The sequence below is a fragment of the Eisenbergiella porci genome (assembly GCF_009696275.1).
GTDB classification, from domain to species: domain Bacteria; phylum Bacillota; class Clostridia; order Lachnospirales; family Lachnospiraceae; genus Eisenbergiella; species Eisenbergiella porci.
The window spans coordinates 45,089-67,964 of the sequence record NZ_VUMI01000020.1 but is presented as its reverse complement, the minus strand read 5'-3'; the positions used below and the strand labels follow the sequence as shown (position 1 = coordinate 67,964).

Annotated in this window: 26 protein-coding genes and 1 pseudogene; all 27 read left to right on the top strand. The window is 49.7% G+C overall.

What is annotated here, in order from left to right:
• The first annotated feature begins 13 nt into the window (after positions 1 to 13).
• The 27 genes and pseudogenes from FYJ45_RS13525 to pgeF all read left to right on the top strand — a co-directional run bounded on the left by FYJ45_RS13525 (position 14) and on the right by pgeF (position 22,870).
• The gene (locus FYJ45_RS13525; RefSeq protein ID WP_154465025.1) at positions 14 to 610 is read left to right on the top strand and encodes a hypothetical protein; all 597 of its coding nucleotides are present in this window, start codon (positions 14 to 16) and stop codon (positions 608 to 610) included.
• A gap of 127 nt (positions 611 to 737) precedes the next feature.
• Positions 738 to 1,658, top strand: a complete 921-nt coding sequence (locus FYJ45_RS13520) for an ABC transporter permease (protein WP_154465023.1) — start codon at positions 738 to 740, stop codon at positions 1,656 to 1,658.
• A gap of 11 nt (positions 1,659 to 1,669) precedes the next feature.
• Positions 1,670 to 2,551, top strand: a complete 882-nt coding sequence (locus FYJ45_RS13515) for a carbohydrate ABC transporter permease (RefSeq protein WP_154465021.1) — start codon at positions 1,670 to 1,672, stop codon at positions 2,549 to 2,551.
• Between the two features lie 19 nt (positions 2,552 to 2,570).
• Positions 2,571 to 2,900: a glycoside hydrolase family protein gene (locus FYJ45_RS30680; RefSeq protein ID WP_235930796.1), complete on the top strand. Its 330-nt coding sequence runs from the start codon at positions 2,571 to 2,573 to the stop codon at positions 2,898 to 2,900.
• Positions 2,833 to 3,066: a glycoside hydrolase family protein gene (locus FYJ45_RS33165; RefSeq protein WP_408609499.1), complete on the top strand. Its 234-nt coding sequence runs from the start codon at positions 2,833 to 2,835 to the stop codon at positions 3,064 to 3,066. The genes FYJ45_RS30680 and FYJ45_RS33165 overlap by 68 nt, the downstream gene beginning before the upstream one ends.
• 397 nt (positions 3,067 to 3,463) lie before the next feature.
• Positions 3,464 to 4,477: a phosphate acyltransferase PlsX gene (gene plsX, locus FYJ45_RS13505; protein WP_025490194.1), complete on the top strand. Its 1,014-nt coding sequence runs from the start codon at positions 3,464 to 3,466 to the stop codon at positions 4,475 to 4,477.
• A gap of 19 nt (positions 4,478 to 4,496) precedes the next feature.
• A complete protein-coding gene (gene acpP / locus FYJ45_RS13500) occupies positions 4,497 to 4,724 on the top strand; it encodes an acyl carrier protein (protein ID WP_021637236.1) in 228 nt (75 codons plus the stop codon).
• A gap of 105 nt (positions 4,725 to 4,829) precedes the next feature.
• Positions 4,830 to 5,549: a ribonuclease III gene (gene rnc / locus FYJ45_RS13495; protein ID WP_154465019.1), complete on the top strand. Its 720-nt coding sequence runs from the start codon at positions 4,830 to 4,832 to the stop codon at positions 5,547 to 5,549.
• 11 nt (positions 5,550 to 5,560) lie between these two features.
• A complete protein-coding gene (gene smc / locus FYJ45_RS13490; protein ID WP_154465017.1) occupies positions 5,561 to 9,121 on the top strand; it encodes a chromosome segregation protein SMC in 3,561 nt (1,186 codons plus the stop codon).
• A gap of 52 nt (positions 9,122 to 9,173) precedes the next feature.
• Entirely contained in the window at positions 9,174 to 10,115 is a 942-nt protein-coding gene (gene ftsY / locus FYJ45_RS13485; RefSeq protein ID WP_021637240.1) for a signal recognition particle-docking protein FtsY, read from the top strand.
• A 94-nt stretch (positions 10,116 to 10,209) separates the two neighbouring features.
• On the top strand, positions 10,210 to 11,421 hold the full coding sequence (gene ilvA / locus FYJ45_RS13480; protein ID WP_154465058.1) for a threonine ammonia-lyase: 1,212 nt from the start codon (positions 10,210 to 10,212) through the stop codon (positions 11,419 to 11,421).
• 336 nt (positions 11,422 to 11,757) lie between these two features.
• A complete protein-coding gene (locus FYJ45_RS13475) occupies positions 11,758 to 12,639 on the top strand; it encodes a YitT family protein (RefSeq protein WP_154465015.1) in 882 nt (293 codons plus the stop codon).
• Positions 12,640 to 12,657: 18 nt separating this feature from the next.
• The gene (locus FYJ45_RS13470) at positions 12,658 to 13,278 is read left to right on the top strand and encodes a M48 family metallopeptidase (RefSeq protein WP_154465013.1); all 621 of its coding nucleotides are present in this window, start codon (positions 12,658 to 12,660) and stop codon (positions 13,276 to 13,278) included.
• A gap of 218 nt (positions 13,279 to 13,496) precedes the next feature.
• Positions 13,497 to 13,811: a YlxM family DNA-binding protein gene (gene ylxM / locus FYJ45_RS13465; RefSeq protein ID WP_021637245.1), complete on the top strand. Its 315-nt coding sequence runs from the start codon at positions 13,497 to 13,499 to the stop codon at positions 13,809 to 13,811.
• Positions 13,812 to 13,870: 59 nt separating this feature from the next.
• Positions 13,871 to 15,223: a signal recognition particle protein gene (gene ffh, locus FYJ45_RS13460; RefSeq protein ID WP_154465011.1), complete on the top strand. Its 1,353-nt coding sequence runs from the start codon at positions 13,871 to 13,873 to the stop codon at positions 15,221 to 15,223.
• A 45-nt stretch (positions 15,224 to 15,268) separates the two neighbouring features.
• On the top strand, positions 15,269 to 15,514 hold the full coding sequence (rpsP, locus tag FYJ45_RS13455; RefSeq protein ID WP_021637247.1) for a 30S ribosomal protein S16: 246 nt from the start codon (positions 15,269 to 15,271) through the stop codon (positions 15,512 to 15,514).
• Positions 15,515 to 15,594: 80 nt separating this feature from the next.
• Positions 15,595 to 15,822, top strand: coding sequence for a KH domain-containing protein (locus tag FYJ45_RS13450; RefSeq protein ID WP_021637248.1), 228 nt, complete (start codon positions 15,595 to 15,597; stop codon positions 15,820 to 15,822).
• Positions 15,823 to 15,934: 112 nt separating this feature from the next.
• Positions 15,935 to 16,450 carry a ribosome maturation factor RimM gene (gene rimM, locus FYJ45_RS13445; RefSeq protein WP_154465009.1) on the top strand — a complete coding sequence of 172 codons (516 nt, stop codon included), beginning with the start codon at positions 15,935 to 15,937 and terminating at the stop codon, positions 16,448 to 16,450.
• Positions 16,451 to 16,485: 35 nt separating this feature from the next.
• Positions 16,486 to 17,172, top strand: a pseudogene (gene trmD / locus FYJ45_RS33415) (tRNA (guanosine(37)-N1)-methyltransferase TrmD); the annotation flags it as partial.
• Between the two features lie 57 nt (positions 17,173 to 17,229).
• A complete protein-coding gene (locus FYJ45_RS33410) occupies positions 17,230 to 17,886 on the top strand; it encodes a GNAT family N-acetyltransferase (protein WP_321170235.1) in 657 nt (218 codons plus the stop codon).
• A 115-nt stretch (positions 17,887 to 18,001) separates the two neighbouring features.
• Positions 18,002 to 18,349, top strand: a complete 348-nt coding sequence (gene rplS, locus FYJ45_RS13435; protein WP_021637252.1) for a 50S ribosomal protein L19 — start codon at positions 18,002 to 18,004, stop codon at positions 18,347 to 18,349.
• Positions 18,350 to 18,611: 262 nt separating this feature from the next.
• Positions 18,612 to 19,193 carry a signal peptidase I gene (gene lepB, locus FYJ45_RS13430; protein WP_154465005.1) on the top strand — a complete coding sequence of 194 codons (582 nt, stop codon included), beginning with the start codon at positions 18,612 to 18,614 and terminating at the stop codon, positions 19,191 to 19,193.
• Positions 19,194 to 19,332: 139 nt separating this feature from the next.
• Positions 19,333 to 20,187 (top strand): ribosome biogenesis GTPase YlqF, encoded by an 855-nt coding sequence (gene ylqF / locus FYJ45_RS13425; protein WP_154465003.1) that lies wholly within the window; start codon positions 19,333 to 19,335, stop codon positions 20,185 to 20,187.
• Between the two features lie 49 nt (positions 20,188 to 20,236).
• Complete coding sequence (gene lepB, locus FYJ45_RS13420) at positions 20,237 to 20,776, top strand: signal peptidase I (RefSeq protein WP_021637255.1); 540 nt, start codon at positions 20,237 to 20,239, stop codon at positions 20,774 to 20,776.
• Between the two features lie 28 nt (positions 20,777 to 20,804).
• Positions 20,805 to 21,572 (top strand): ribonuclease HII, encoded by a 768-nt coding sequence (locus FYJ45_RS13415; protein WP_154465001.1) that lies wholly within the window; start codon positions 20,805 to 20,807, stop codon positions 21,570 to 21,572.
• A complete protein-coding gene (locus FYJ45_RS13410; protein ID WP_021637257.1) occupies positions 21,565 to 21,924 on the top strand; it encodes a YraN family protein in 360 nt (119 codons plus the stop codon). Before FYJ45_RS13415 ends, FYJ45_RS13410 begins: the two co-directional genes overlap by 8 nt.
• A gap of 64 nt (positions 21,925 to 21,988) precedes the next feature.
• Complete coding sequence (gene pgeF, locus FYJ45_RS13405) at positions 21,989 to 22,870, top strand: peptidoglycan editing factor PgeF (RefSeq protein WP_235930795.1); 882 nt, start codon at positions 21,989 to 21,991, stop codon at positions 22,868 to 22,870.
• Positions 22,871 to 22,876 lie beyond the last annotated feature (6 nt).

Sequence of the window (22,876 nt, the reverse complement as noted above, 5' to 3'; positions counted from 1 at the left end):
ATATAATACGGCGATGATTTCCCCTTCCGGAAGCTATCTGGTAGTGAAGGCCGGTTCTTCCGAAGCAGTTAAGGAAGCTGCGATCAAGACGATGAATTATCAGTTTGATATTGACCAGGATCAGGGTGTAAGCCTGAAGGCTGAGCCTACCGATCCTTACAGCTGGACAACAATGCCTTTTTCCATACTGCTTTCCAGGTATGACGACAAGGAAGGAAAAGCGCTTGCGGCATTGGCCGTAGTGAACGGGGAAAAAGAAGAATCCGAGCTTTCCGGTGAAGCGCTGCAGTGGTATGAATCCTATCAGGCGGCAACAGAGGATGTAAAAGCGGCGGAGGAAGCAAATAATCTTGCCGGATGGGCTTATGTCCGCAGTGCAGGCCTTCTGGGTCAGGAAGCCGGCAATATGAATCAGGTATTTGACGCTTCTTATTCCCGGACAGAAACAATGGACAGCAAGTGGGAGACACTGGAGAAGCTGGAGGATGAAACCTTTTTAAAGATACTGAACGGAGAAGCATCGATAGATGCCTTTGATGAATATGTGGAGCAGTGGAATGCTCTGGGCGGCAGTGATATTATTGCTGAGCTTGAAGCCCTGAAACAGTAAAAATAACGGTAAGGATACCTGAGAAAGAAGGGAGAATCCTATGGGGTTCTTCCTTCTTGCAGGATACCGCATTTTGTATCGTAATAGGAATCGCTCTGTGAAAAATATGACAGGAGTGTATGGTTACATGAAAAAAGTTGAAAAGAAAAGGAAAATAACCTTAAAAAATACATGGCCGCTGCATTTAATGCTTCTCCCCGGGGTATTTATGCTGTTTACCTACACAATACTTCCTTTTTTCGAAAATATTATGGCTTTTGAAAATTTTCAGCCGGTCCTTGGCTTTTTTAAATCCAAGTGGGTCGGCCTGGATAATTTTAAATATATGTTCATGCTTCCCGATACCTTTAAAATCTTCAGAAATACGCTGGTCATTGCCGTGGGAAAAATTGTTTTCAACCTGGTAATGTCCGTTTTTTTCGCGGTGCTGCTCTATGAAATGGCGGGAAAAAGATTTAAAAAGGCAGTGCAGACTGTCTGCTTCCTTCCGCATTTCCTTTCCTGGGTTATTCTTGCCATGATTTTCAGGGATATCCTGGACGGAAGCGGTATCATCAATATGGCGCTGATGAAGCTGGGAATCATTGATGAAGCGATTGTATTTCTGGGAAGCAACAAGCTGTTTCAGGGAATTATCGTTGGAACGGATGTGTGGAAGGAATTCGGGTACGGCGCAATTATTTTTATTGCTGCACTGGCGGGAATCAATCAGGAGCTGTATGAAGCTGCTTCCATTGATGGAGCCAGCCGTCTGCAGAAGATATGGAATATAACGCTGCCCGGCATTAAAGTAACAGTTGTCCTTGTGGCAACGCTGAATATTGCCAATGTACTGAATGCGGGCTTTGATCAGGTGTATAACCTTTATTCCCCTATTGTTTACGATACGGGAGACATTATAGATACCTATGTTTACCGTATGAGCTTTGAAAGCGCGCAGTATTCGCTGGCAACGGCGGTCGGTCTTATGAAATCGGTAGTCAGCTTTCTGCTGATTGTAACATCCAATTTCCTGGCGCGCAAGTTTGCGAATTACCGCATTTTTTAGGAGGATAGGGTATGCTGAGATATAAAACGCTGGAAAACAGAATATTTGATTTTGTGGTAACTGTGCTTCTCGTTCTCCTTGGACTGCTGTGCCTTCTGCCTCTGCTTCATGTACTGGCGCTTTCATTCAGCAGTAAAAATGCGGCTGTTGCGGGAAGAGTGGGCTTCTGGCCGGTGGAATTTACTCTGGCTTCTTATGAATATCTGCTGAAGGATTCCCGATTTTTCCAGGCTTTTTTTGTTTCCGTGAAACGGGTTATTCTAGGCGGCGGCCTGAACCTGATATGCACTGTGTTGATGGCTTATCCGCTGTCTTTGGAAAAGGATGAGTTCCCTTCCAGAGACCGCTACATGTGGTTCACCATTTTCTGTATGCTTTTTGGGGCGAGCCTGGTTCCCTGGTATTTTGTGATTAAAGGCACCGGACTGCTGAACAGTATCTGGGCGCTGGTAATTCCTTCCGCAGTGCCGGTTTATAATGTTATCCTGCTGATGAATTTTTTCAGGAACCAGCCGAAAGCCATCAAAGAATCTGCGAAAATCGATGGAATTAACCAGATACAGATGATGTCTTTAATCTGCGTCCCGTTGGCCAAGCCCGCTATCGCAACGGTTACTCTGTTCAGCATTGTGGGGCACTGGAACAATTTCTTTGACGGCATGCTGCTTATCAATACGCCGTCTAAGGTTCCGCTGCAGACATATATACAGTCCCTGGTAATTAATATGTCCGACACCTCAAAGCTGTCAACGGAGCAGCTCATAAATATGATGTCGCAAAGAACCTTCAATTCTGCTAAAATAGTGATAGCGACGGTGCCCATATTAATTATATATCCTTTTATGCAGAAGTATTTTGTGACGGGGATTACGTTGGGTTCCGTGAAAGAATGAGCATAAGGAGAATACGGCAGTGGAAAAAGATTTACTTAAGGCGGATTTTACAAATCCTGTACTAAAGGGCGAATATGCGGATCCGGATTTGGTGTGTTTTGATGGCGTATGGTATCTGTATCCCACAACGGACGGATTTGAAAACTGGTCGGGAACACAGTTTTATGTGTTTTCATCTGAGGATGGAACAAGCTTTCATAACGAGGGATTGATTCTTGACGTGGCATCAGAACAGGTGCCATGGGCTAAACTATGGAACCTCCGAATCTCTTACGGGCCCGATAACTTACCGCTATGCAATTTTGGAAAAGGATCCGGAAAGAGACATACTGGGAACCGGACACCATAGCATTTCCGCCGTGCCCGGAGAGGACACTTATCGAATTGCCTATCATCGTTTTGCTACGCCGTTGGCTAAGTACGATAAGGGGAAAGGGTTTCACAGGGAAACCTGTATCGCTGATTTACGGTTTGGAAGTGACGGTTTGATGGAGAAGGTGGAAATGAAAAATTAGTGCGGCCGGTATGCTGCGAAACAAAAAGAAATAATATGTAATTTCACACAAGCCCCGGCCTGTTTTCAGGCCGGGGCTTGTGTCATTGAAATGCGGCGGGCTTGTGCCCTGTCTGCCCTCCGGCGGACAATTCGCTTGATTTTTACAGGCATGTCTAGTATATTTATATAGGATACTCAAATTCCGCAGGTGGGCTTTGCGGTTTGCCTTTTATACGGCGGCAGCGCCGTAGCAGCAGGAACGGACAGAGCCTGGCTGCGAGGTTTGAGCGGATTACGCAGTGCGGCATGGGAGAAAAATAAATTTATATTCCCATTCAGTGTGTGCTTTGATGCACAGGGAGAGTGGGGATGAAAGCTCCCATACTCAGAATCAGCGGCGACAGGGAGGAAGCAAGATGGCAGATTATGTAAAGGTGGCAGTGGATGCCATGGGCGGTGACAATGCGCCTGCAGAAATAGTCAAGGGCGCGGTGGAAGCGATCCAGGCGGAAAAGAAGATAAAAGTGTTCCTGGTGGGGAAAGAGGAACAGGTAAAGGCGGAGCTTGCCAAATATACCTATCCCCAGGAGCAGGTGGAGGTCGTGAATGCGACGGAGGTAATTGCCATGGCGGAGCCTCCTGTGGCGGCCATCCGCAGCAAGAAGGATTCCTCGATTGTAAAGGGTCTCTATATGGTAAGGGAAGGAAAATGCGATGCCTTTGTGTCCGCGGGAAGTACGGGAGCCGTACTGGCAGGCGGACAGGTTATCGTGGGACGCAGCAAGGGTGTGGAACGCCCGCCGCTGGCGCCGCTCATTCCTACGGAAAAGGGAGCCTCCCTTCTCATTGACTGCGGGGCCAATGTGGATGCCAGGCCTTCCCAGCTGGTGCAGTTTGCCAAAATGGGTTCCATTTATATGGAAAATGTCATGGGAATTAAGAAGCCCAGGGTGGGCATCGTCAATATCGGCGCGGAAGAGGAAAAGGGAAACGCGCTGGTAAAGGAAACCTTCCCGCTGCTGAAGGAATGCAGCGATATCAATTTTATCGGCAGCATAGAAGCGAGGGATATCCCTGCAGGTGCGGCAGACGTGGTAGTCTGCGAGGCATTTGTGGGAAACGTGGTCCTGAAGCTGTATGAAGGCGTGGGGGCTACATTAATCAGTAAAGTCAAGTCCGGCATGATGGTGAATCTGCGAAGCAAGATAGGGGCGCTGCTTGTAAAGCCCGCGCTGAAGCAGACGCTGAAGGCCTTTGACCTGGAGCAGTACGGCGGGGCACCGCTGCTTGGCCTGAAGGGATTGGTGGTTAAGACACACGGAAGCTCCAAAGCCGTGGAAATCAAAAACACAATTCTGCAGTGCTTAACCTTTAAGGAACAGGATATTAACGGGAAGATCCAGAAAGTGATTTCCGGAGCGGCTGAGTAAGTAAGAAAGGACGAAAGATATGGAACTTGACAAGCTGAGAACTATCATAGCGGAAGTGTTATGCGTGGATCCCAAGGAAATTACGGAAGAGACCACCTTTGTTGACGATCTGTGTGCGGATTCTCTGGATGTGTTCCAGATCGTGATGGGCATTGAGGAAGAATTCGGTATCGAAATCGCACCGGCCGATGCGGAAAAAATCAGCACGGTAGGCGAAGCGGTCGAGCTGATCAGAAATACAAGATAGAGGACGGCAGAGGGAAAACGACTCCCGTCAGGGCATGGAAACAGTTGCCGATGAATCTAATAATCGTATAAGAAAAGCCCGTGGCAGGGAAACCTGGAGGGCTTTTTGATATGCAGAAAGGACCGGATAAGTGTGAAATATACATTGGAAGAGCTTGAAAAAAGGATCGGGTACACCTTCCGTGACAAAAAGCTGCTGAGGCAGGCTTTGACCCACAGTTCCTTTGCCAATGAGCAGAAGATAAACAAACTGGAAGATTATGAACGGCTGGAATTTTTGGGGGATGCGGTGCTGGAGCTGGTATCCAGTGATTTCCTGTTCCATGAGAACCCCCAGATGCCTGAAGGCAAGCTGACGAAGCTGCGTTCTTCCATGGTCTGTGAACCGGCGCTGGCATACTGCGCCCGTGATTTGGAGCTGGGGCAGTATATGCTGCTGGGCAAGGGAGAAGAAGCTACCGGAGGCAGAGGACGGGATTCCATTACCTCGGACGTTATGGAAGCGGTAATCGGAGCCATGTATCTGGACGGAGGCTTGAAGGCGGCGCATGATTTTATTTACCGGTTTGTGCTTTCCGATCTGGAGAATAAAATCCTTTTTTATGACAGTAAGACCGTGCTTCAGGAGATGATACAGACCATGCCGGAGGCCGCATTTGAATATGTGCTTACCGGGGAGGAAGGGCCGGATCATGACAAGGAATTTCTGGTAGACGCCGTGCTTGACGGAAAGCTTATCGGGAAGGGAAAGGGCCGCACCAAGAAAGCGGCGGAACAGCAGGCGGCCTATGAAGCGATCCTGGCGCTTCGGAAGAATAAGGAATAAGGATTAAACTAATGTACTTAAAAAGTATTGAGATACACGGATTCAAATCCTTTGCCAACAAAATAACCTTTCAGTTCCACAATGGAATCACCGGAATCGTAGGACCCAATGGAAGCGGGAAAAGCAATGTGGCCGATGCCGTCCGCTGGGTGCTGGGCGAGCAGCGGGTGAAGCAGCTGCGCGGCGCTTCCATGCAGGACGTCATTTTTTCCGGCACGGAGCAAAGAAAGCCCATGGGCTACGCCTATGTGGCCATCACCCTGGACAACAGGGATCACCAGCTGGCAATCGATTATGATGAGGTGACGGTGGCCAGGCGCATTTACCGTTCGGGGGAAAGCGAATATCTGATGAACGGTTCGCCGGTCAGGCTGAAGGATGTGAATGAGCTTTTTTACGATACGGGTATCGGCAAGGAAGGCTACTCCATCATCGGCCAGGGCCAGATTGACAAAATCCTGAGCGGAAAGCCGGAGGAAAGAAGAGAACTTTTTGACGAAGCTGCAGGAATCGTTAAGTTCAAGCGCAGGAAAGCCGCCGCCCAGAAGAAGCTGGAGGATGAAAAACAGAATCTGCTGCGCGTCAGCGATATTCTTTCAGAGCTGGAAAAGCAGGTGGAGCCGCTGGAAAAGCAGGCGGAAAAAGCAAAGGTCTACCTGAAGAAAAAAGAAGATTTGAAGAATCTGGATGTCAATGTGTTTCTCCTGGAAAACGATCGTCTGCGTGAGCAGCTGGCCGGAGTTGGTGAAAAATACGAAATAGCCTCCCGGGATCTGCAGGAAACCACAGAGAAATATGAACATATCAAAGAGGAATACGATCAAATCCAGACGGAAATCGAAGAACTGGATAAGCGCATTGAACAGGCCCGTTCCCAGCTGAACGACACCGGCATGCTGAGGGGAAAGCTGGAAGGGGAAATCAACGTCCTGAAAGAGCAGATCAATTCCGCCAGAGGAAATGAAAAGCATCTGCAAAACCGTAAGGAAACCCTGCAGCGTGAAATTGATGCAAAGAGCGGGGACAAAGCGGCAATCCTTACAGAAAAGGACAAGATAGACGCCCATTTGAAGGAGGTAGAACTTGCAAGGCAGGAGGCTAAGGCCAGGCTGGCCGAAGTACAGGCCAGGATCGATGAGCTGAATACGGAAATAGAAAACGGTAAAAATACGATTATTACCGAGCTGAATGAACGCGCTACCATCAAATCCCGTATGGGACGTTTTGATACCATGCTGGAACAGATTCAGATCCGCAGGGCAGAGCTGAATTCCCGGCTGCTGCGGGCAAAATCGGATGAAGCCTGGCAGGAGGAAAACATTAAAAGGCTGGAGGAGGAATTCCTTCAGATTAATGAAAATATATCGGCCCTCAACGATAAACAGACATTGCTGGAGGAAGAGCTGAACCAGATACGGGATGAGCTGTCGGGGAAGGATCAGAAACTGCGGGATACCCAGGTGCTTTACCATCAGGATAAATCCCGGCTGGACGCCCTGTCGAATCTCACGGAGCGTTATGAAGGCTATGGCGGCAGCGTAAAGCGTGTCATGGAGCAGAAGGAAAACAGCCCGGGGATTATAGGCGTTGTTGCCGATCTGATCAAGGTGGACAAAAAATATGAGGTGGCCATTGAAACGGCCCTGGGCGGCAGCATCCAGAACATTGTGACGGAAAATGAAGAAACCGCCAAGGAAATGATCGCCTTTCTGAAACAGAACAAAGCCGGCCGCGCCACGTTCCTGCCCCTGACCAGCATCAGGAACAGGCAGGAATTCCAGAGAAAAGAGGTATTGCAGGAAGCCGGTGTCCTGGGTCTTGCGGACTCCCTGGTGACGACGCAGGAGCGCTACCGCGATGTTGCGGCCTCTCTTCTGGGAAGAATCGTTGTGGTTGACAACGTGGACAATGCGGTCAGGATTGCAAGAAAATACAAATACAGCCTGCGGATGGTGACGCTGGAGGGCGAGCTTTTTAATCCCGGCGGTTCCATCAGCGGCGGTGCCTATAAGAACAGCAGCAATCTGCTGGGACGCCGCAGGGAAATGGAGGAGCTTGGGAAAAAGGTCAGGGAAACCCTGATGGCTATTGACAGGCTGCTGGATTCCATTGAACAGACAAAAAAGCGGAGAAACCAGCTGCGCATGGATCTGGAACAGGTAAAGGCCTCCCTTCAGGAGGAATTTATCCATCAGAATACGGCGCGGATGAATGTGGCGGCCGCCAGAGAGAAAAAAGAACAGACGGAGCAGGGATATGGAGATCTGCAGACCGAGCAGAAGGAAATCGCCGCCCAGATAGAAGAGATCAAAAACGGAAAAGATGAAATCCTCAGACAGCTGGAAGCCTCTGAAATGCTGGAAAAGGATGTGGACGCCAGAATCGGCGAGGCGCAGAAGCTGCTGGAGGGGCAAAGGGGCGAGGAAAGCCTTCACAGCTCCCGTGTGGCCGAATGGGATCTGGAAGTGGAAAAAATCAGGCAGAAGCAGGGCTTTGAACAGACCAACCTGGATCGTATTGAAGGCGAAATCAGCCGGTTTGCCGCTGAGCTGGAAGAAATCCTGGAGGGAATGGAAACAAACCTTGCGAATATCACCCGGAGGGAAGAGGATATCCGCCGGCTGCAGCAGACCATAGCGGATTCCCTGAGCACCCAGACCGACGGCGAAGAGAAGCTGAAGGCCGACATGGAAAGAAAAGAAGCCTTAAGCGGACGGCAGAAAAACTTTTTTGCGGACAGGGAAAGCCTGTCGGACAGGCTGTCAGGGCTGGATAAGGAAGTATACCGGCTGAACGCCCAGCGTGAAAAGCTGGAGGAGGCTGTGGAAGCCCAGATCAACTACATGTGGGATGAGTATGAAATTACCTTGAGCAGCGCTGCAGCGCTTAAAAAGGAAGGCCTGCAGGATCTGGCAGGCATGAAAAAGGAAATCGCTTCCCTGAAGGAGCAGATAAGAAAGCTGGGGGATGTAAACGTAAACGCCATCGAGGATTATAAAAACCTGATGGAACGTTATAACTTCCTGAAAACCCAGCATGATGATCTGGTGCAGGCGGAGGAAGCCCTGAAAAAGATTATCCTGGAGCTGGATGAAGCGATGCGCAGACAGTTTAAGGAAAAATTCGCCCAGATCGGCCAGGAGTTCGACAAAGTGTTCAAAGAGCTTTTCGGCGGCGGAAAGGGAACCCTGGAGCTGATGGAGGATGAGGATATTCTGGAAGCGGGAATCCGGATCATCGCCCAGCCGCCGGGAAAGAAGCTGCAGAATATGATGCAGCTTTCCGGCGGTGAAAAAGCGCTGACTGCGATTTCCCTCCTGTTTGCCATTCAGAACCTGAAGCCTTCGCCGTTCTGCCTGCTGGATGAAATCGAGGCGGCGCTGGACGACAGCAACGTAGGCCGGTTCGCAAATTATTTACATAAGCTGACGAAGTCCACGCAGTTTATTGTTATTACACACCGAAGAGGAACCATGGAAAAGGCCGACAGGCTCTATGGTATCACCATGCAGGAAAAGGGTGTTTCCACGCTGGTAAGCGTAAGCCTGATAGACAGGGATTTGGAAAACTAATCGTAACAGCAGGATGGTTTGAGATGCTGCGGCTAATCAGTAGGAGGTAGCTATGAGCGAAGAAAAGAAGGGCTTTTTTGCCCGGCTGAAAGAGGGCCTGAATAAAACAAGAAATAATATTGTGCATGGAATCGACTCCGTATTCAGCGGCTTTTCGGCGATTGACGATGAATTTTATGAAGAACTGGAAGAAATCCTGATTATGGGGGATATCGGCGTAAATGCCACCTCCAATATTCTGGATCGCCTGAAGCAGCAGGTGAAGGAACAGCATATCAAGGAGCCCTCCGCCTGCAAGCAGCTGCTCATCGACAGCATAAAGGAGCAGATGCAGGTAGGGGAAACCGCCTATGACTTTGAAAAGAAGCAGTCGGTGATTCTGGTAATCGGCGTAAACGGCGTGGGAAAGACCACCTCTGTGGGCAAGCTGGCGGGCATGCTCAAGGAAGAGGGCAGGAAGGTGCTGATTGCCGCAGCGGATACTTTCCGCGCCGCCGCAGGGGAACAGCTTGCGGGCTGGGCCAACCGGGCGGGCGTTGATATGATCGGCGGGGCGGAAGGCTCGGATCCCGCCAGCGTGGTCTTTGATGCGGTGAATGCAGCAAAGGCCAGGCATGTGGATGTGCTTCTGTGCGATACCGCCGGAAGACTTCATAATAAAAAGAACCTGATGGAAGAGCTGAAGAAAATGAACCGGATCATAGACCGGGAATTCCCGGATGCCCATCGGGAAAACCTGGTGGTCCTGGATGGAACCACAGGGCAGAACGCCCTTGCACAGGCCAGGGAATTCGGCGAGGTAGCCGACCTGACCGGTATTATCCTTACAAAGATGGACGGTACGGCGAAAGGCGGGATTGCGGTGGCAATCCAGTCGGAGCTGAATGTGCCGGTGAAATATATCGGCGTGGGAGAGGATATGGAAGACCTGCAGAAATTCGATCCGGAGCAGTTCGTCAATGCTCTGTTTGATGTAAAGACGGAAGAGGAATAAAAAAGCAGGGCATGTCTGGAAGAAAATCAATGCCTCCGGACTGAATTGTACGCGCTAAAGTGCGCAGATGGGAGTAAACATGGAAGAAAACAAAATGCTCACCCTGGAGAAGTTTGAAGAGGCTTCCGAGGTGGTAAAAAAAGTAACACAGGAGACTAAGCTGGTATTCAGTGAATATTTCAGCAACCAGTCGGGAAACAAGGTCTATTTTAAGCCGGAGAACATGCAGCTGACCGGCGCGTACAAGCTTCGCGGCGCTTATTATAAAATAAGCACCCTGACGGAGGAGGAACGAAGCAAAGGACTGATTACAGCCTCCGCCGGCAATCATGCGCAGGGAGTGGCCTATGCGGCGAAGGCCTATGGCTGCAAGGCGGTGATTGTAATGCCGACCACGACTCCTTTGATGAAGGTAAACCGCACCAAGGGCTATGGCGCGGAGGTTGTTCTTTACGGAGACGTATATGATGAAGCCTGCGCAAAGGCCTACGAACTGGCGGAGGAATACGGATATACCTTTATCCATCCCTTTGATGATCCGGTAGTTGCCACCGGCCAGGGAACCATAATGATGGAAATTTTCAAGGAGCTGCCCCTGGTTGACTATATTCTCGTGCCCATCGGCGGCGGCGGACTTGCCACAGGCGTTTCCACGCTGGCAAAGCTTCTCAACCCCAAGATTCATGTGGTTGGCGTGGAACCTGCAGGGGCCAACTGTATGCAGGCGTCCCTGGAGCAGGGAAAAGTAGTGACGCTTGACAAGGTCAATACCATTGCCGACGGTACGGCCGTAAAAACGCCCGGAAGCATCATTTTCCCTTACATACAGCAGAATATTGATGAAATCATAACCGTGGGCGACGAGGAACTGGTGACAGCATTCCTTGATATGGTGGAAAACCACAAGATGGTGGTGGAAAATTCCGGATTGCTTACCGTTGCGGCGCTCAAGCACCTGAACGTAAAGAATAAAAAAGTGGTTTCCATTTTAAGCGGCGGCAACATGGATGTAATTACCATGTCCTCCGTGGTGCAGCACGGACTGATTTTCAGGGATCGTATTTTTACCGTTTCCGTTCTGCTTCCTGATAAGCCGGGCGAGCTTTCCCGCGTGGCGGCTGTGATTGCAGAGGAAAACGGAAATGTTATCAAGCTGGAGCATAACCAGTTTGTATCCATCAACCGCAGCGCGGCTGTGGAGCTGCGCATTACTCTGGAAGCCTTTGGGACGGATCATAAAAATCAGATTCTGGCCGCTTTGGAGAGAGAAGGTTATCAGCCGAAACTGGTCAGAACGAATATTTAAGCGCCATATTGCAGAAAATGGACAATGGCGGTTCATTTCCGAAGGAAGCAGGCCGGGGATAAATCCATCCGGTGACTGCTGCGGGAAATATATCGCAGTAAACCAGGTTTACTGCGCCTGCCGGCGGAGGTTTGGCTTCCGCCGGCTCTGGAGAGAATGTTGATATGAAAGATGTGTCGAAAGCAGCCGTAGGCTTTTAGATGCTGATTAAACCGCGTAAGTTAATTATGCGGTTTTTTAATAGGGATTTACCGTGGCAGGCACGGCGTTTTAGAGTTGATGCCCGTTGCCTGCGGCGGGGTGCTGACTGTGGGATTATGGAAAGGGAGGTTTTTTATGACAGAAAAGTTTGTGGAAAAGAAATCGGTGAAAAGGCGGATTTATGATTACGTCATGATTACGGCGGCGGCCTGTATTTATGGCGTGAGCATCAGTCTGTTTCTGGATCCCAACAACCTGGCGCCCGGAGGCGTCACAGGTATTGCGGTGATCATAAACCGTCTGTCCGGACTTCCTACCGGTACCGGCATGCTGCTGATAAATATCCCGATACTGATAGCGGGATTGTGGAAGTTCGGCTTAAGGTTTATCATTTCCACCATTTACGCTACTTTGACGTGTGCCGTGTTTACCAATTTTTTTGCCCGGTTCGGGGCGCTCACCTCACAGCCGCTGCTGGCCGCCCTGGCAGGGGGGATTCTCATGGCCATCGGGCTGGGGATCGTTTTCAAAGCCGGAGCGACTACAGGAGGGACGGATATTATTGTTAAATTCCTTCGGCTTAAGTATAAACATCTTAAAACAGGAAGGCTGTTCTTCCTGACGGATATCCTGATTGTATCCGCCTCCCTCTTGGTATTCGGGGATTTTGATACCATTATGTATGCTATCCTGGCCGTTGTGGTGTGCAGCATTATGTTTGACGCGGTACTTTATGGCAGGGATGAAGCGAAGCTTATCTATATTATCAGTGACAGTTCGGAAAAAATCACCGCAAGGATTCTGGAGGAGCTGGATATCGGCGTAACCTATCTGGAAGGTAAGGGCGCCTACAGCAACAGTCCCAAAAAGGTGATTATGTGCGTTATGCGCAATACCATGTCCCCCAAAGCGGAGGAGATCGTGAAGGAGGAGGATCCTCTCGCTTTCATGATTGTTTCCAGCGCCACGGAGATTTACGGGGAAGGGTATAAGAATATTTTCAGCGAGAAAATTTAAAGGATGTTAAAGAAGAAAATGGATTATTGTTTACAGAGAGGATATGAAAAAGCAGCAGCGGAACAGGAAGAATTGAAAATAAGGGTAGTCAGAAGCGGCCGCAGAACGGTCTGTCTGCAGATAGATGAGAAGCTCGATATTACGGTCCGCGCGCCATACAGGATGCCTGATTCGGAAATCCGCAGATTTGTGGAAGAAAAATCTTCCTGGATCACAAAACATATAAAGCAGATAAAGGAAAGACAGAGGAACGAAGCACTGCAGCCTGAGGAACGCCTCACAACAGAAGAAATCAGAAAGCTTGCCGGGGAGGCGCTTAAGTATATTCCGCAGAGAACCGCTTATTATGCGCCTTTGGTAAAAGTAAGCTATGGAAGGATAACGATACGCAACCAGAAGTCCCGTTGGGGAAGCTGCAGCAGCAAGGGAAACCTGAATTTTAACTGTCTTCTCATGCTTATGCCGCCGGAAGTGATTGATTACGTAGTGGTCCACGAGCTTTGCCACCGCCTGGAAATGAACCATTCGGAACGGTTCTGGAAGGAAGTGGAAAGAGTGCTGCCGGATTATAAGCTTCGGAAAAAATGGCTTCGTGAAAACGGGGACAGGATAATGAGGCGGATGGCGCTGCCTGGCTGACTGACAGCTGGCGGGATTGGTACTGCAGAAAAATGCAGATATTCAGGGAAAAGAAGATGTTAAGGAAAAAAAGAAGGTGTCAAGAAAAAATACTTGACACCTTCTTCCTTTTATAGTAAGATTACAACTGCGGTTATCCGGGCGCAGCAGCTGATGAGAACCTTCACAGCTTCCGGAGAGAGCCGGGCAGCAGATAACAGGCACAGGGTGATAAGGCAATGGAAAAGATAGTGGAACAGGGTCTGTTATATGATTTTTACGGCGAGCTGCTCAATGAGCACCAGCGCCGGATATATGAAGATGCGGTAATGAATGACATGTCCTTAAGCGAGATTGCCCAGGAAGCGGGAATCAGCAGACAGGGTGTTCACGATTTGATAAAGAGGTGCGACAAGACGCTGGAGGATTACGAAAGCAGGCTGCACCTGATGGAAAAGTTCAGGATTATCACAGAAAAGCTGGAAGAGATCAAACAGCTGACGCCGGATGAAAAGATCAGGAAGCTGGCGGATGAGATTCTGGCAGAAATGTAATTTATTCTGTGACTGTGATGTAACCAGACAGTTACACATCAGCAAAGGAAACAGTGTTTATGGCATTTGAAAGCTTAACAGATAAACTTCAGAATGTATTCAAGAACCTGAGAGGAAAAGGCCGTCTGACGGAAGAGGATGTGAAAACAGCCTTGAAGGAGGTCAAGATGGCGCTGCTGGAAGCGGACGTTAATTTCCGCGTGGTTAAGCAGTTTGTGAAATCCGTGGAGGCACGCGCCATCGGCGCCGATGTTATGAACGGCCTGAACCCAGGTCAGATGGTCATCAAAATCGTAAATGAGGAAATGACCGCCCTGATGGGTTCGGAAACTACGGAAATCGCCATGCAGCCCGGCAAGTCAACTACCGTCATCATGATGTGCGGCCTTCAGGGCGCCGGCAAGACGACGACCGCGGCAAAGCTGGCCGGCAAGTTCAAGCTGAAGGGAAAGAAACCGCTGCTGGTTGCCTGTGATATTTACAGGCCAGCCGCGATTGAGCAGCTGGAAATCAACGCTAAGAAGCAGAATGTGGATGCTTTTTCCATGGGAACCAAAAACAAGCCCCTGGACATTGCAAAGGCTGGCATGGAGCATGCACAGAAAAATGGAAATAATGTAGTCATCATCGATACGGCGGGCCGTCTTCACATTGATGAAGAGATGATGCAGGAGCTTCAGGAGATCAAAGAAAACATCACCGTGCACCAGACGCTTCTGGTGGTGGATGCCATGACCGGACAGGATGCCGTGAACGTGGCGAAGGAGTTTGATGAGAAGGTAGGCGTGGACGGCGTAATCCTTTCCAAAATGGATGGCGATACCCGTGGCGGCGCGGCGCTTTCCATCAAGGCGGTGACCGGAAAGCCCATCCTTTATGTGGGTATGGGTGAGAAGCTTTCCGATTTGGAGCAGTTTTATCCGGACAGAATGGCCGGCCGGATCCTTGGCATGGGCGATGTCCTTTCCTTAATAGATAGGGCTCAGGCCAACATGAATATCGACGCCGATAAGGAAAAAGAAATGGCGTCGCGCATGAAGAAGGGAAAATTCGATTTTGAGGATTACCTGGAAAGCATGAAGCAGATGCGCAACATGGGCGGCCTGTCCAGCATTCTCAGCATGATGCCCGGCATCGGCGGCAAGAGTGCGGAGATCGAATCCATGGTGGATGAAAAGCAGCTGGCCCATATGGAGGCCATTGTCCTTTCCATGACACCGGCCGAACGCCGGAACCCCAAGCTCTTAAATCCCAGCAGAAAACACAGGATTGCAAGAGGCGCGGGCGTGGATATCAGTATTGTAAACCGCTTCATCAAGCAGTTTGAGCAGAGCCAGAAAATGATGAAGCAGCTTCCCGGCATGATGGGAGGTTTCGGAGGCAAAAAGGGTAAGTTTAAACTTCCTTTTTAATAAATTAAAGCAAACAAAGCAAAAGATTCTTGGAGGTAAGAAAAAATGGCAGTAAAAATCAGATTAAGAAGAATGGGACAGAAGAAGGCTCCTTTTTACAGAATTATCGTGGCAGATTCCAGATCTCCCAGAGACGGAAGATTCATCGAGGAAATCGGAATCTATGATCCTAACAAAAATCCCAGTGAGTTCAAGGTAAATGAAGAACTGGCAAAGAAATGGCTGAACAATGGTGCACAGCCCACTGAAGTAGTAAGCAAAATCTTCAAAGCAGCAGGAATTGAGAAATAAGACCTCTTGGCAAAGAAGAGGGTATCGGCGCCATTTACCGGTACCCGGGTTGACGCCTGCGGCGGAATGGAGGAAAAGTAATGAAAGAACTGGTTGAAGTGATTGCAAAAGCACTTGTTGACAACCCGGAGGAAGTAGTCGTTACGGAAAAGGAAAGCGGTAAAATAACGACGATTGAGCTTCACGTTGCACCGTCCGACATGGGCAAGGTAATCGGCAAGCAGGGCCGTATCGCCAAAGCAATCCGTGCGGTTGTGAAAGCGGCAGCACTGGGAGATAAAAAACATGTGGATGTAGAAATCATCTGAAACGAAAAGGCTGCTCCCTTTACGGAAGCAGCTTTTTGCTGAGCAAAACCTGGTTTGCGCAGGAACGGTTATTGTGCCGGAAGCGTAAATCCTGTTCGTTTGGAGGAAAAGAATGGAACAGAAACTGCAGGTAGGAATCATTACGGCAACTCATGGCCTGAAGGGTGAGGTAAAGGTTTACCCTACGACGGATGACCCGGGACGGTTCCGGAGGCTGAAGAAAGTGATTCTGGATAACGGTAAAGTGTCCGTGGATCTGGAAATCGAAAGTGTTAAATATTTCAAACAGTTTGTAATACTGAAATTCAAAGGGTTGGACGATATTGAACAGGTGGAAAAATACCGGAAGGCCAGCCTGTATGTGACCAGGGACAATGCGGTCCGGCTGAAAAAGGACGAGTTTTTTATTGCAGATCTTATCGATATGAAGGTGGTAAACGAGGATGGTTCCCCTTTGGGAACGCTTCGGGATGTTATAACCACAGGGGCGAATGATGTTTATGAGGTGGTACTGGATGAGGGAGGCACTGTTCTGATTCCGGCCATTAAGGAATGCATTCTGGATGTGGATGTGGAAAATGCCGTAATGAGGGTCCATCTTCTGGAAGGGCTTCTGGATTTACAGTAAAACAGGCTGCATGCAGGCGGCGGATGGGAGCAGGTATGAATTTTCATATACTCACGCTTTTCCCGGAGATGGTTACAGGCGGGCTGAATACCAGCATTCTGGGGCGTGCCGCACAGAACGGGCATATTGGCCTGGAAGCGGTAAATATCCGGGATTTCACCAAAAATAAGCATAAAAAAGTGGACGATTATCCCTATGGAGGAGGGGCCGGCATGCTGATGCAGGCCCAGCCCGTTTTTGATGCATTTAAATCGGTGGAAGAAAAAATAATTTCCCGCGGCGGAAAGTCCCCCCGTGTGATTTACGTTACGCCCCAGGGAAAGGTATTTAACCAGCAGATGGCGCAGGAACTGGCGCAGGAGCAGGATCTTGTCTTCCTTTGCGGCCATTATGAAGGGATTGATGAACGGGTTCTGCAGGCTGTTGTGACGGATTATGTGTCCATCGGCGACTATGTGCTGACAGGAGGAGAGCTGCCGGCCATGGTTATGATTGACGCCGTTTCCCGTCTGGTCCCGGGTGTGCTTAAGAATGAAGAATCAGCGGAATTTGAATCCTTCCATGATAATCTTCTGGAATATCCCCAGTATACCAGACCGGAGGTCTGGCAGGGCGCAGAGGTTCCTGAGGTGCTTCTTTGCGGGGACCATGCAAAAGTGGACCGCTGGCGGCTGGAGCAGTCGGAAGCGCGGACCAGGGAGCGCAGGCCTGATTTGTATGAGCTTTATGCGGGAAAAGGCCGGGCTCTCGGCTATCTGCAGAAAAGGAAGCTCTCCCATATGGATATGCTTGAGGTTATCCGCAGAGGACAGGGCGAGCTGCTTTACGGCGCAGAGGACGGCGTCCTTGTCAGGGATATTCCCAGCGGGGCCTATATGCTGTCCGCAGCGGATGAGGATATGGGGGAAAGGCTGATTTCCCTGATCCCGCGCGGCCTGAAAAACGGCCTGTATGTGGCGCATCAGGATTTCCTTAAGGACAGCCTTTGCAGAAGATTTGGCTGCAGCGTGATCAATTCCTGCGTACAGGCGGTTTATACCAGGAAAACGCCATGGGAAGAAGCTGCGGCGTATGATATCAGGCCGTTGGATCTTTCCTGGCTGGAAAGCGTTTACGGACAGTACCATACGGTTCATGACAGGGCTTATCTGGAGGAGAGGATCAGCGCTGGAATGATGTATGGAGTCTTTCTTGAAGGAAAGCTGGCCGGATTTGCTGGAATTCATGCGGAAGGAAGCATGGGAATGTTAGAGGTGGCGGAAGAATTCCGCAGGCGGGGAATCGGCGAGGCGCTGGAAAAACATCTGATAAACAGGATGCTGGAGCGCGGCTGGGTCCCCTTCTGCCAGGTATTTACCGACAACGAGGCGTCCGTGCGTCTCCAGGAAAAGCTGAAGCTGCGCATCGGCAGGGAAAAGGTTTACTGGATGTCATAATTTTTACTTGCGTTTACAGGAATGATATGGTATATTATAAACGTTGCGATAATGAGATGGTCCTCTGTTACAGGTAAATGTATTAAGAACATCCAGGAAATCAGGAGGAAGAGCAATGAACGACATTATTAAGGCAATTGAAGAGGAACAGCTGAAGCAGGAGGTTCCGGAATTTTCCGTTGGTGATACCGTAAGAGTTTATGGTAAAATCAAAGAAGGTAACCGTGAAAGAGTCCAGGTATTTGAAGGTGTTGTCCTGAAAAAGCAGGGCGGCAGCAACAGAGCTACCTTTACCGTAAGAAAGAGCTCCAACGGCATCGGCGTTGAGAAGACATGGCCGCTGCACTCTCCCAATGTAGAGAAGGTTGAGCTGGTAAGAAAAGGTAAAGTAAGAAGAGCCAAACTGAACTACCTGAGAGACAGGGTAGGTAAGAAGGCCAAAGTTAAAGAACTGGTAAAATAATCGGATACGGTATGAGGGGCAGCCGCTGTGGTGGCTGTCTCTTTTTATATTGTTGACGCAGCGGTTCTGCTTCCTGAACATTAACACCGTTTCCTTTGTGGCAGGCAAGACGGAGATGCTTGCAAGGTTCGCCCCTTTCGTGATAGAATGTAAGCGTCGTTTAGCAAATGATAGGAAAAAGCAGGCGTAACCGGGAAGGCATTATATAGCTGCCAACCGGAGTAAAAACGGCTTTTTACAGCATTCTATATAGGAAGAACAAATGAGAAGAACCAAAGGATTAAGCTTCTACAGAAGAAGGAAAAAAATAAGCACGACCATTGTCCACGAGATATTGAGCTATGTGGCAGGAATTTTAATTGCCGCTTTTCTTGCCTTTGTCATCGTTTATTTTGTGGGAATCAGAACCAGTGTGATCGGGGTATCCATGGAACCGGCGCTTTATAACGGGCAGGAAATCCTGATAAACAGGTTTGCTTACAAGCTTGCCAATCCCAGGGCCGGAGACGTGGTGGTTTTTCTTCCCAACGGCAATCAGAACACCCACTATTATGTAAAGCGCGTTGTGGCCGGGCCGGGTGAAACCGTACAGATCAGGGAGGGAATCCTCTATGTAAATGGAAAGGCGGTGGAGGATGACACCTATGACCTGATAGCGGACGCAGGAATTGCGGAGCATGAGATCAAGCTGGGAAATGATGAATATTTTGTTATGGGGGATAACTGCAACAGCAGTGAAGACAGCCGCTCCGGCAATATCGGCCCGGTTTCCAGAGATGATATCGTGGGAAAGGCCTGGTTTAAGACGGCGGGCGGAGGCAGCAATATGGGACTTGTGAAATAGGACGGACTGCCGGGCGGAAAAGCGGGATTTTTAAAAGAATCCGTAACCGTGAAGGCATGATAACTTTTGAAAAATTCAGGAACGGATTTGGAGAGGCCGCCACCTGGCTTCCAAATCGGAAAGGTATGGGAAAGTATATATGAATTATCAATGGTATCCCGGGCATATGACAAAAGCCAGGCGCGCCATGCAGGAAGATATTAAGCTGATAGACCTGATTATTGAGCTGGTGGATGCCAGAATACCGCAGAGCAGCCGCAATCCGGATATTGATGAGCTGGGACGGAACAAGGCCAGGCTGGTGCTTCTGAATAAATCGGATTTGGCGGATCCGGCATGTAACAGGGCCTGGACGGCCTGGTTTCAGGAAAAAGGGATCAAGGCCCTGGAAATCAACGCGCAGACCGGACAGGGGCTGAAGGCCATTCAGGGAGCCGTACAGGAGGTGTGTAAGGAGAAGATAGAGAGGGACAGAAGGCGGGGAATCCTGAACCGCCCGGTGAGAGCCATGGTAGCGGGAATCCCCAATGTGGGGAAATCCACCTTTATCAATTCCTTTGCCGGAAAGGCGTGTGCCAAAACGGGCAACAAGCCCGGCGTAACCAAAGGAAAGCAGTGGATCAGGCTGAATAAGGGGCTGGAGCTTCTGGATACACCCGGAATTCTCTGGCCGAAGTTTGAAGACCAGAGCGTTGGCATGAAACTTGCATTTATAGGCTCCATGAACGATGAAATCATCATTATGGACGAACTGGCCATAGACCTGATTGCCTATCTTCAGGAATGGTATCCATCCCTTCTTCAGGAGAGGTATTCGCTTGCCGGAGGGGAAACTCCGGTCCAGGTGCTGGAAGCGGCGGCCGAAAAGCGCAAATGCTACAAAAAGGGCGGCGAGCCGGATTTAAGCAGGGCGGCCCAGCTTGTAACGGATGATTTCAGAAGCGGGAGACTGGGAAGAATTTCTCTGGAAAGACCCGGAACAGGGAATGTCTGAGAAGTGATTTTCAAATATTCCCGAGAATAAATGATTGGAGCACAATAAAATGAAAAATGTGGTAAAGGAAATTATCAGTACAATACTTTATATTCTGGCGGTTCTTCTTGGAACCTATCTGCTGATAACCTTTGTGGGACAGAGAACCTCGGTGAGCGGAAGCTCCATGGAGCCGACCTTGAGCAATAACGATCAGCTGATACTGGATAAGATATCCTACCGTTTTTCAGAACCGAAACGTTTTGATATCATCGTTTTCCCCTTTCAATATAAAGAGAATACTTACTATGTAAAGAGAGTCATCGGCCTTCCCGGGGAAACGGTGCAGATTGATTTGGAGGGCAACATTTACATTAACGGCGAGATACTGGAAGAGGATTACGGCAAAGAGAAGATCAACTTCCCGGGACTTGCGGTGGAACCCATTACATTGGGGGATGATGAATATTTTGTCATGGGTGATAACCGGAACAACAGCTCGGACAGCCGGGATCCAAGCGTGGGGAACATCCGGCGCAGCAACATTATCGGCAAGGCCTGGGTGAGGATATGGCCGTTAAACAAGTTCGGCGTGCTGAAGCATCAATAGGCGCAGGCCGTAAAAAAGGTGACTGACGATGAAAATACAGGAGATAAAGGATCAGTTTAACAGCTGCTCCCTGGAAGACCTTCCGCGGCTGATGGAAGCCTATAGCGCGGATGAAAGAAGCGGTGTCCAGGCGGAAATTGCCAGGGCAAAGAAGCGGCTGGAAGCCCTGGAAAAAGAAAAAGAACGCACCAGGGCGCTGCAGCAGTATGAAAGAAAATATGAAAGCGCCGGCTTTGTCTGCGGTATCGACGAAGTGGGAAGAGGCCCGCTGGCAGGCCCGGTTGTGGCAGGCGCCGTGATTCTGCCCCGGGATTGCGGGATATTGTATCTGAATGATTCCAAACAGCTGAGTGCCAGGAAGCGGGAAGAGCTTTATGAGGTTATTATGAGGGAGGCGGTTGCCACGGGAATCGGTTATGCTTCGCCTGCGAGGATTGATGAAATCAATATTCTTCAGGCAACCTATGAGGCCATGCGTGAGGCGATAGGAAAGCTGGCCGTAAAGCCGGACATCCTGTTGAATGATGCGGTGACGATTCCCGGCGTGAATATCAGGCAGGTGCCCATCATCAAAGGGGATGCCAAAAGCGTGTCCGTCGCGGCTGCCAGTATCATTGCCAAGGTGACGAGAGACAGGCTGATGGTGCAGTATGACAGTGTTTTTCCGGGGTACGGCTTTGCAGCCAACAAGGGCTACGGCGCGGCGGCCCATATTGAAGCGCTGAAGCAGCTTGGCCCCACGCCGATTCACAGAAGAAGCTTTATTAAAAATTTTATGGAAGGCTCCAATGAATAGAAGAAAAATCGGGGAATCCTATGAAGAGGCTGCCGGCGTATATCTGCAGAAAAAAGGGATACGGCTGGCGGAAAAGAATTTCCGATGCCGTCAGGGAGAAGTGGATCTGATCGGCTGGGACGGAGAATATCTTGTTTTTTTCGAAGTGAAATACAGAAGAACTTGCGACGCTGGTTATCCGGCGGAGGCGGTGGGAATTGGAAAACAAAAGAAAATATGCCGTGTGGCGGATTATTACCTCTATTATAAGAGGCTGGGAGAAAGCATTCCGGTACGGTTTGACGTGGTTGCAATATGTGGTGAGAGCGTGAACTGGTATCAGAATGCTTTTGATTATATCAGGCCATATTAAAGGCGGCTTTAATATCCGGTAATGAACCGGAGCGCTGCCGGCGGCGGAAAGGAAGGTGACCGGTTTGGAAAATGTGACGGCGATTAGGAGAAAGAACAGGCCTGTGCCGGTGATGGCGCAGACAGTAAAAGGCGGCGCAGAGTTTTTGTTCTTTCCTGAAATAGAAAAAACAGGTGTAGTAAGGCATCTGATGAGTACAAGGCTGGGCGGCGTGAGCGAAGGGGATCTGTGGTCCATGAACGTAAGCTATTCCAGAGGGGACAGGAAGGAAAGTGTGGATGAAAATTACCGCAGGATCGCGGAGGCGCTGGGCTGTGGTATGGAAGATTTTGTTTTTTCCGATCAGACGCATACCACCAATATCCGCCATGTAACCGGAGCGGACAGGGGAAAAGGAATTCTGCGTCCCAGGGATTATGCGGATGTGGACGGCATGATAACGGATGAGCCGGGGATTGTGCTTTCCACCTTTTATGCGGATTGCGTTCCCCTCTTGTTTGTGGATCCGGTAAAGAAGGCGGTGGGGCTTTCCCATTCGGGCTGGAAGGGAACTGCCGGCTGTATGGGAAGGAAAACGGTGGAGGCCATGCAGGAGGCCTTCGGAAGCCGTCCGGAGGACATACTGGCAGGGATTGGCCCGTCTATCTGCCGGGACTGCTACGAGGTCAGCAAAGATGTGGCTGAGGTCTTTCAGGCGCTTTTTGCAGAAGATATTATGCGGAAAACGGGAGTGGGCATCAGGGAAATTCTTGAAGAAAAGGGAAATGAAAAATATCAGCTGGATTTGTGGAAGGCCAATGAGGCGATCTGCCTGTCTGCGGGAATCAGCCCGGAGCATATCAGTGTGACGGATGTCTGTACCTGCTGCAATCCAACCTATCTTTTTTCCCACAGGGCCAGCAATGGCAGAAGAGGAAATCTGGGGATGTTTGTTGTGTTGAATTAAGAGGAG

Bases quoted from the DNA above. Each gene is read 5' to 3' on its own strand.
- FYJ45_RS13520 (WP_154465023.1), top strand. From the start codon at position 738: ATGAAAAAAGTTGAAAAGAAAAGGAAAATAACCTTAAAAAATACATGG.
- ylqF (WP_154465003.1), top strand. From the start codon at position 19,333: ATGAATTATCAATGGTATCCCGGGCATATGACAAAAGCCAGGCGCGCC.
- FYJ45_RS13525 (WP_154465025.1), top strand. From the start codon at position 14: ATGATTTCCCCTTCCGGAAGCTATCTGGTAGTGAAGGCCGGTTCTTCC.
- lepB (WP_154465005.1), top strand. From the start codon at position 18,612: ATGAGAAGAACCAAAGGATTAAGCTTCTACAGAAGAAGGAAAAAAATA.
- lepB (WP_021637255.1), top strand. From the start codon at position 20,237: ATGAAAAATGTGGTAAAGGAAATTATCAGTACAATACTTTATATTCTG.
- plsX (WP_025490194.1), top strand. From the start codon at position 3,464: ATGGCAGATTATGTAAAGGTGGCAGTGGATGCCATGGGCGGTGACAAT.
- ilvA (WP_154465058.1), top strand. From the start codon at position 10,210: ATGCTCACCCTGGAGAAGTTTGAAGAGGCTTCCGAGGTGGTAAAAAAA.
- FYJ45_RS33410 (WP_321170235.1), top strand. From the start codon at position 17,230: ATGGATATGCTTGAGGTTATCCGCAGAGGACAGGGCGAGCTGCTTTAC.
- ftsY (WP_021637240.1), top strand. From the start codon at position 9,174: ATGAGCGAAGAAAAGAAGGGCTTTTTTGCCCGGCTGAAAGAGGGCCTG.
- FYJ45_RS13475 (WP_154465015.1), top strand. From the start codon at position 11,758: ATGACAGAAAAGTTTGTGGAAAAGAAATCGGTGAAAAGGCGGATTTAT.
- rimM (WP_154465009.1), top strand. From the start codon at position 15,935: ATGGAACAGAAACTGCAGGTAGGAATCATTACGGCAACTCATGGCCTG.
- FYJ45_RS13470 (WP_154465013.1), top strand. From the start codon at position 12,658: ATGGATTATTGTTTACAGAGAGGATATGAAAAAGCAGCAGCGGAACAG.
- ffh (WP_154465011.1), top strand. From the start codon at position 13,871: ATGGCATTTGAAAGCTTAACAGATAAACTTCAGAATGTATTCAAGAAC.
- FYJ45_RS13410 (WP_021637257.1), top strand. From the start codon at position 21,565: ATGAATAGAAGAAAAATCGGGGAATCCTATGAAGAGGCTGCCGGCGTA.
- FYJ45_RS13450 (WP_021637248.1), top strand. From the start codon at position 15,595: ATGAAAGAACTGGTTGAAGTGATTGCAAAAGCACTTGTTGACAACCCG.
- ylxM (WP_021637245.1), top strand. From the start codon at position 13,497: ATGGAAAAGATAGTGGAACAGGGTCTGTTATATGATTTTTACGGCGAG.
- FYJ45_RS13415 (WP_154465001.1), top strand. From the start codon at position 20,805: ATGAAAATACAGGAGATAAAGGATCAGTTTAACAGCTGCTCCCTGGAA.
- rplS (WP_021637252.1), top strand. From the start codon at position 18,002: ATGAACGACATTATTAAGGCAATTGAAGAGGAACAGCTGAAGCAGGAG.
- rpsP (WP_021637247.1), top strand. From the start codon at position 15,269: ATGGCAGTAAAAATCAGATTAAGAAGAATGGGACAGAAGAAGGCTCCT.
- smc (WP_154465017.1), top strand. From the start codon at position 5,561: ATGTACTTAAAAAGTATTGAGATACACGGATTCAAATCCTTTGCCAAC.
- acpP (WP_021637236.1), top strand. From the start codon at position 4,497: ATGGAACTTGACAAGCTGAGAACTATCATAGCGGAAGTGTTATGCGTG.
- FYJ45_RS13515 (WP_154465021.1), top strand. From the start codon at position 1,670: ATGCTGAGATATAAAACGCTGGAAAACAGAATATTTGATTTTGTGGTA.